This window comes from Vibrio sp. V30_P3S12P165 (genome assembly GCF_009904905.1).
Classification (GTDB): domain Bacteria; phylum Pseudomonadota; class Gammaproteobacteria; order Enterobacterales; family Vibrionaceae; genus Vibrio; species Vibrio fujianensis.
On record NZ_WXWH01000063.1, the window covers coordinates 1 to 6139 of the forward strand.

A 6139-nucleotide genomic window follows, 5' to 3' on the forward strand; every position below is an offset into this window, starting at 1 on the left:
GAAGCAATACCTCTCTCGCTCTGTGATGGCTCCAAGGTTATTGATCATTGATGAAATCGGTTACCTGCCGTTTGGGCGAGAAGAAGCCAACCTATTTTTTAATGTGATCGCTAAGCGCTATGAGTATGGCAGTATTATTTTGACCAGCAATTTATCGTTTGGCCAATGGCCTAGCGCATTTGCCGATGATGCGACATTAACGGCAGCGATGTTAGATCGACTGCTTCACCACTCGCATGTTTTGCAGTTAAGTGGTGATAGTTATCGATTGAAAGATAAACGACGCTCAGGAGCAATACCTGAGTAAAAGGGTGGATCAATTTTGATTGATCGTTTTTAAGCTAAAAGTGGATCAGTTTTCGGTGATCGTTGACAGCTACAGCGCTACCTAGGTAGGACTTAATGCTAAAGTGCCCGTCAATGCACAGTTCTAATTAACTATCAATATCTCTCGGATGAACAGTTACCTATTTTCGATTAGTTTAATTTCATTTTTACGATGCACGGATTACCTGCAGCCATATAATTTGCAGGAACATCCTTTGTAACTACGCTACCAGCGCCAATTACTGCTCCATCACCGATACTCACTCCAGGAAGAATAATACACCCATAACCGATCCAAACATCATTGCCAATTTTAACGGGCTCAGCCTCAAGTCTATCAAGTTCATCGGGATGACCTCGATTTGTGAGTGCATGACCGCTGCAATCCATAATCACGGTATTGGGGCCAAAAATCACATTGTTCCCTATTGAAACTTTTTCGTAAGCACAGATGGAGGTTCCTTGGAGTACACACCCTTTGCCAATCACGATTTTGCCAAAAGGTTTATCGTTAACTGAAACACTTGTCAACTTAGTGACACCAGAAGGGAAAGCAGGTAAGTGGGATGATTCAATGTAGCATCCTGAATCAATCGTGATCACCTCATTCACGTTTGGGAAACCTTCGAAGTCATTTGAGCCAACTTTGGTCAAAGTAATCGAGGGGCACCCAGAAAATGTTACCCAATTTTCAGAACCAAAGTATTTGCCATATTGTTCCATTAGTTCAACTTCAGATAAGTCGCAATGACTATCTGGGCAGAGTATTCTTTCAGAGCTATACATTTTTAGACTCCTGCTTAATATTATTAGGAATTTCCTTTACTACACCACCTTCCATTAATAAAACACGATCAGCTGACGCTATGGTTTCTGGGCGATGCGCAATCATCAAAATAGGTATATTAATTTCTTTAAACATTTGGCAAACAAACGACTCCGTATAGATGTCTAAGCTACTTGTCGCTTCATCTAACACCAGAAACTTAGGTTTTTTATATAAAGCTCGCGCAATGAGAATTCTTTGTTTTTGGCCTCCTGATAGACTCGCTCCCATTTCACCAATCAGAGTGTGATACCCCATATTTAGGCGCTCTATATCATCGTGAACACCCGCCCTACGAGCACACTCAATAAGCCACTCTTCATCCAAATCGCCAGCGAAGAACGTAATATTCTCGATAATCGAACCACTAAATAGTTGGTCCTCTTGCAATACTGCTCCAACTTGAGTTCTAAGTGATTTAGAGGCTATTGATTTACTACCAAAATAATGAATGCTACCCGATGTGACTGAATATATACCCAATAGAAGTTTAGAAATTGTTGATTTACCGCAACCTGATGCTCCGACTAAAGCAACAATCTCATTACTTCTAACACTAAAGCTTGCACCATTAAGAATAGGGGGCTGATCTTTTCCATAAGAGAAGTAAACGTTGTCAAACTCGATAACATTATCGCCCTGGTAGTTAGTTATAATAGGCAGCCCCACAGCATCAGGGACGCTATCCGTTTCTTTTTCAGTTAAGACAATATCCGCTAAACGCTCGTTATACACAGATAGCATCTTAAACTCGAAGTACTTGTTGATTAGTGAGCTAATGCTGGCAGAAAATCGACCTTGATACGAAAGGAAAGCCATGAGCATGCCAATTGTAAAAAGTCCATCAAGCACCAAATTTGCACCAAACCAGAGAACTGTCGCAGACACGAGGCTTACAAGGGTCACATTCATTATGTTGTATATCATTCCAAGCTTTTGCTCGTGTAACTGTGCGTTCCTTCGATTAATATTAAGGTTTCGCCAAGATGATTCTCGCCAAGGCAACGTCCCGTTAACTCTTAAGCTCAATACGCCACGAACTGTCTCTATAAAGTAGCTTTCTTCTTGAGTGCTAGCCTCCCAAGTATTTTCTTCTGCGCGTTTAAAAGCGCCAAACCATGCAAACCTGAGAGCGACATAACCGAGCGCAGCTGCAATTGCAATCAGTGACAATTGAGGGTTGTAGACCAACATAACTGACAGCGTACCTATAACTAAAACTAAATCGAGTAGAGCCTGAATTGCGCTAGTTGTTAACGTTTGTTGAATAACATCCACTGCGGAAAATTTAGCACTAATGCTCCCTATATCCCTTTTTTCAAACCAATCTATCGGTAAGCGAAACAAATGATGAAAAACATTAGCAGCCCACTGCATGTTAAAATTCACAGAAAGCTTGATTGTCGCCCATTGCTGAGCAAGACCGATAAGAGTTTGTGTGGCTGTTACCATCAGAATGGCTCCAATCACGAGTACAAGCAGATTTTTGTCATAACCAACCAACACCTCATCAATTACAATTTGATTAAAGATAGGTAGAGTAAGGGCTAATATTTCCAATACTAATGCAAACACAAAAATACGGCCTAACGCACCTTTAAGGCCAACGGTTTTACCAATCAGGGTTGATAGCCGAACCGCTTTACTTTCAACTTTTTTCTCAAAGTCGTGGGTTGGTGTTAACTCAAGTGCGATTCCTGTGAAATGTTTATTGACCTCATCATGATTCAGCGTCAGTGCACCATTGGCAGGGTCGTGAATTTCAATTTTCTTCCCGTTCACTTTCTTTAGTACGACAAAATGATTGAGGTTCCAATGCAAAATACAAGGTGTAGCTAATTGTTCCAATTCATGTAGATCTAAGCGCACCGCGCGGCCCGAAAGCTTGAGAAGCGAGCCACACTCAATCAGTCGTGCAAATGACATCCCGTGCTGGGTAATACCGCATTTTTCCCTTAGTAAACGTAGGTCGGTTTTGTAACCATGCCAATGGGCAACCATAGCAAGACAAGCAATACCACATTCCGCCTTTTCTGTTTGTCGAATTAAAGGGAGTTTCTTCCCCCATCCCCAATCTATCAGTCCTTCTGTATGCATAGTTACATTCGCCCTTTAATAGTATACAAAGGCTCTAACAACCACTCATAGACCTTACGCGTATCCAATTCAATATCTGCGGTCAATGTCATTCCTGGCACAAACATTTGCTCCTCCCCATAAACCGTAATAGTGGGTTTATCTAATCTGACTCTTACTTGGTACAAACCAACACCGCCATAAGTGCGCGAAAGCTGGCTTTGTATCAATGAGCTATTTGGTAACATCTCGGCAGAGACTGCAGATTTTGATATAGATGTGATAACGCCTTGCTGAACACCAAACTTTTCATAGGGAAACGCATCAAACCGCAAACGAACATCTTGACCTTCTTGAATAAAACCTATGCTGCGACTCGGTGCGTATAGCTCTACAACGACTGGATCTTCTCCCTCTGGAATAACTACAAGTAGAGGTTGGCCTTTATTGACAGAGTGGCCTTCCTTAACGAAAATTGATGCAACCACACCATTAATCGGTGAGACTACTTGGGTATCTGTTTGATAAAAGTATTCTATTTTGTTTTGAGCAATTTGTTGAAGCTGCCGATCTATTTCCTGTAAGGCAATGTCTAGCTCCAACTCGAGTGTTACTTTCGTTTCTTCCAGCTTAGCTTTTTCTCTAACTAAACGCTGTAAGCTAAGGCGCTGGGTTTGTACCTTAGCTTCTAGTGTTATTATCTCAAGCCTTTGCCTTTGAAGTTCAATAGAGGAGATGAACTGCTTATTGACTAACACTTGTTGTTTATCAACCAAACTTTGAGCAAGGCTTAACTCTTGTTCAGATAAATCAACGACCACTTTCAGTATGCCAGCCTCTTCTGACAATCGTATTAGGTCAACATCGATGACCTCTAGCTGATGTTGAAATTTTTCAACTTCTTTCTGTCGGCGTTCATTTAACAAAACGATTTGATTTTCAATAGAAGTGAGAATTCGTCTTTTTACGCCCAGGCCAAACTCATCATATCGCTCAGTTTGGATCTCATATAACGGTTCGCCAGCAAGCACTTTCTGACCTTCAATGACAAATACTTTTCCGGCATAGCCTTCATCATTAGCTTGTACCTTGATAATACCGCCAGTCGGGCTCACCACACCATTTAGTGTGTCTCTGCGCGTATACTCTGCAAAAACAACAAAAAAAATGATCGTTACCAGAACAAATACTGAAGCCGCTACAAATACATTCTGATTTAGTGAAGCGTCAATTAAAATCGAACCTTGATTGTTTGACTTCTGCGCTTCAAAATACTCTGGTCGGTATAAATGCTTGGCTCTTGTTACCATAGGTGATCCTTTCCCTAAAAGTGAGGCTAAAGCTGAGTCACTGCTATTTTTTGCTGATTGCTTAAAACCAACTTTGTGTTCACTTTTTTGGCCGACAAGTCGACACCACACTGGCAAATTTTAGTTCTGCACTTTGTAGGATGTATGGGTAACTCAATGTTTTCATCATAAATGGAACCAATCGGGCCATCCTGCATACACCAAGAGCGATAAATATCACCGCTAAACGTGATAACTAAGCTATCAATCCCGGCATAGCAGTCCCAGCCAACAAAATTGGTTTGATCATTGGCAATGAGGTCGAAAGTCGACAGATTCTCAGTTGTACCATCGACATAATTAACTTCTAATTCCGCCATTGATGGTGGAAGCGTTTTAAGCCCCGGTCGACCAAGAAAATCTTTCATTATTTGTTCTTGTTCGGGCGTATACGAATACTTCTTAGTAATCCCACCATGGCCAAAGCCTTCAAAAAGTGGTTGTAGAGCAATAGAGCAACGAACTTCCTGTTTTAATCTGCTTGCAAACTCCAAACAGTCATCAAACCGCTCAGGAACCATCATGACATTGACGTGAAAACGGGTGTTTTGAGAAGCTTCAAGAACCTTAGAGACTCCAATAAAATGAGATTCACTTTTGATGTCTTCAATATGATAGCTAAGACTCACTCCAGATAAGTACTTGGTATTTTCTTCCCACCAAGAAATCCTTTTTGAGCCATTTGAAACGATACAGACTAAACCATCATTTTTATGGATATATCTAGCGAGATCACTAAAATATTTAAGTAGAGTTACTTCTCCACCACCAAACTCAAAATATGGTTTCAGCTGTAACTTATTTGAGCGTTCTACCATTTTCTCTATGAAATTAATTATAACCTCATACGATGGTGCTTTAATAGACCCACCATTTAAGTCCTCATGACAGTATTTGCATTTGTAGTTACAACTATTCATCAGTGCCCAGTTAATAGAAAGAAATATTTTATCAAGACTAACTTCAATTAAACCTTTCATAAACCACCTTATGACTAACTACTTCTTTACAATTGGACAACAAAAAACAGCCAACATATATATTAAAAATATGAAAGTAACTTTCACAAAAAAATTAACATTTAGATGGGCAACATAATACGAAGATACAGCAGAAATAAAAATAATCAATGAGTAAATATAGTTACTTACCTTCCAGGAAACTTTGCAGTGAGGACAATTTACCTTTTTCCAAGCAATCAATTTATATTTATCAAAAAAACTTATTTTCACTTTATGACAATTAGGACAATACATAAAACAACCTATAACAATATGTTTAAATAGGTATAGACAACTATACCATCAATACTAATTTATCTTCCGTAACCACCTCTTGAACCACCTGCTTGCATCATTCCACCACCAGTGTCTAGTCCATTACCTCCATAGGACTGATTTGTTCCAGTGCCGACGCCACTATTACTATAAGTACTTTGAATATTGCCAATAGCGTAAGCAACACCTAGAACAGGATGTAGACGAGACAAAGCATAACCAATACCGATACTTACCATTCCTGAAATCAAATTCGAACTGTTACCATCACCACCACCATCAAC

At 40.0% G+C, this 6139-nt stretch carries 6 protein-coding genes; 1 reads left to right on the forward strand and 5 read right to left on the reverse strand.

The window, feature by feature from the left end:
* Nucleotides 1-307 (forward strand): ATP-binding protein (locus CAG57_RS12765; RefSeq protein ID WP_161439532.1); only part of this gene is annotated, 307 nt, incomplete at its 5' end.
* A 170-nt stretch (nt 308-477) separates the two neighbouring features.
* On the opposite strand, the gene CAG57_RS12770 is transcribed toward CAG57_RS12765, so the two are convergent.
* From CAG57_RS12770 to CAG57_RS12790, 5 genes are all read right to left on the reverse strand, one after another.
* Nucleotides 478-1113, reverse strand: a complete 636-nt coding sequence (locus CAG57_RS12770; RefSeq protein ID WP_161427929.1) for an acyltransferase — start codon at nt 1111-1113, stop codon at nt 478-480.
* Nucleotides 1106-3250: a peptidase domain-containing ABC transporter gene (locus CAG57_RS12775; protein ID WP_161427928.1), complete on the reverse strand. Its 2145-nt coding sequence runs from the start codon at nt 3248-3250 to the stop codon at nt 1106-1108. Before CAG57_RS12775 ends, CAG57_RS12770 begins: the two co-directional genes overlap by 8 nt.
* 2 nt (nt 3251-3252) lie before the next feature.
* Entirely contained in the window at nt 3253-4539 is a 1287-nt protein-coding gene (locus tag CAG57_RS12780; protein ID WP_161427927.1) for an HlyD family secretion protein, read from the reverse strand.
* Nucleotides 4540-4565: 26 nt separating this feature from the next.
* Entirely contained in the window at nt 4566-5558 is a 993-nt protein-coding gene (locus CAG57_RS12785; RefSeq protein WP_161433647.1) for a radical SAM protein, read from the reverse strand.
* Nucleotides 5559-5893: 335 nt separating this feature from the next.
* Nucleotides 5894-6139: hypothetical protein (locus CAG57_RS12790; RefSeq protein ID WP_202598684.1), on the reverse strand; the 246-nt coding region annotated here is incomplete at its 5' end.

Bases quoted from the DNA above. Each gene is read 5' to 3' on its own strand.
- CAG57_RS12770 (WP_161427929.1), bottom strand. From the start codon at position 1,113: ATGTATAGCTCTGAAAGAATACTCTGCCCAGATAGTCATTGCGACTTA.
- CAG57_RS12775 (WP_161427928.1), bottom strand. From the start codon at position 3,250: ATGCATACAGAAGGACTGATAGATTGGGGATGGGGGAAGAAACTCCCT.
- CAG57_RS12780 (WP_161427927.1), bottom strand. From the start codon at position 4,539: ATGGTAACAAGAGCCAAGCATTTATACCGACCAGAGTATTTTGAAGCG.
- CAG57_RS12785 (WP_161433647.1), bottom strand. From the start codon at position 5,558: ATGAAAGGTTTAATTGAAGTTAGTCTTGATAAAATATTTCTTTCTATT.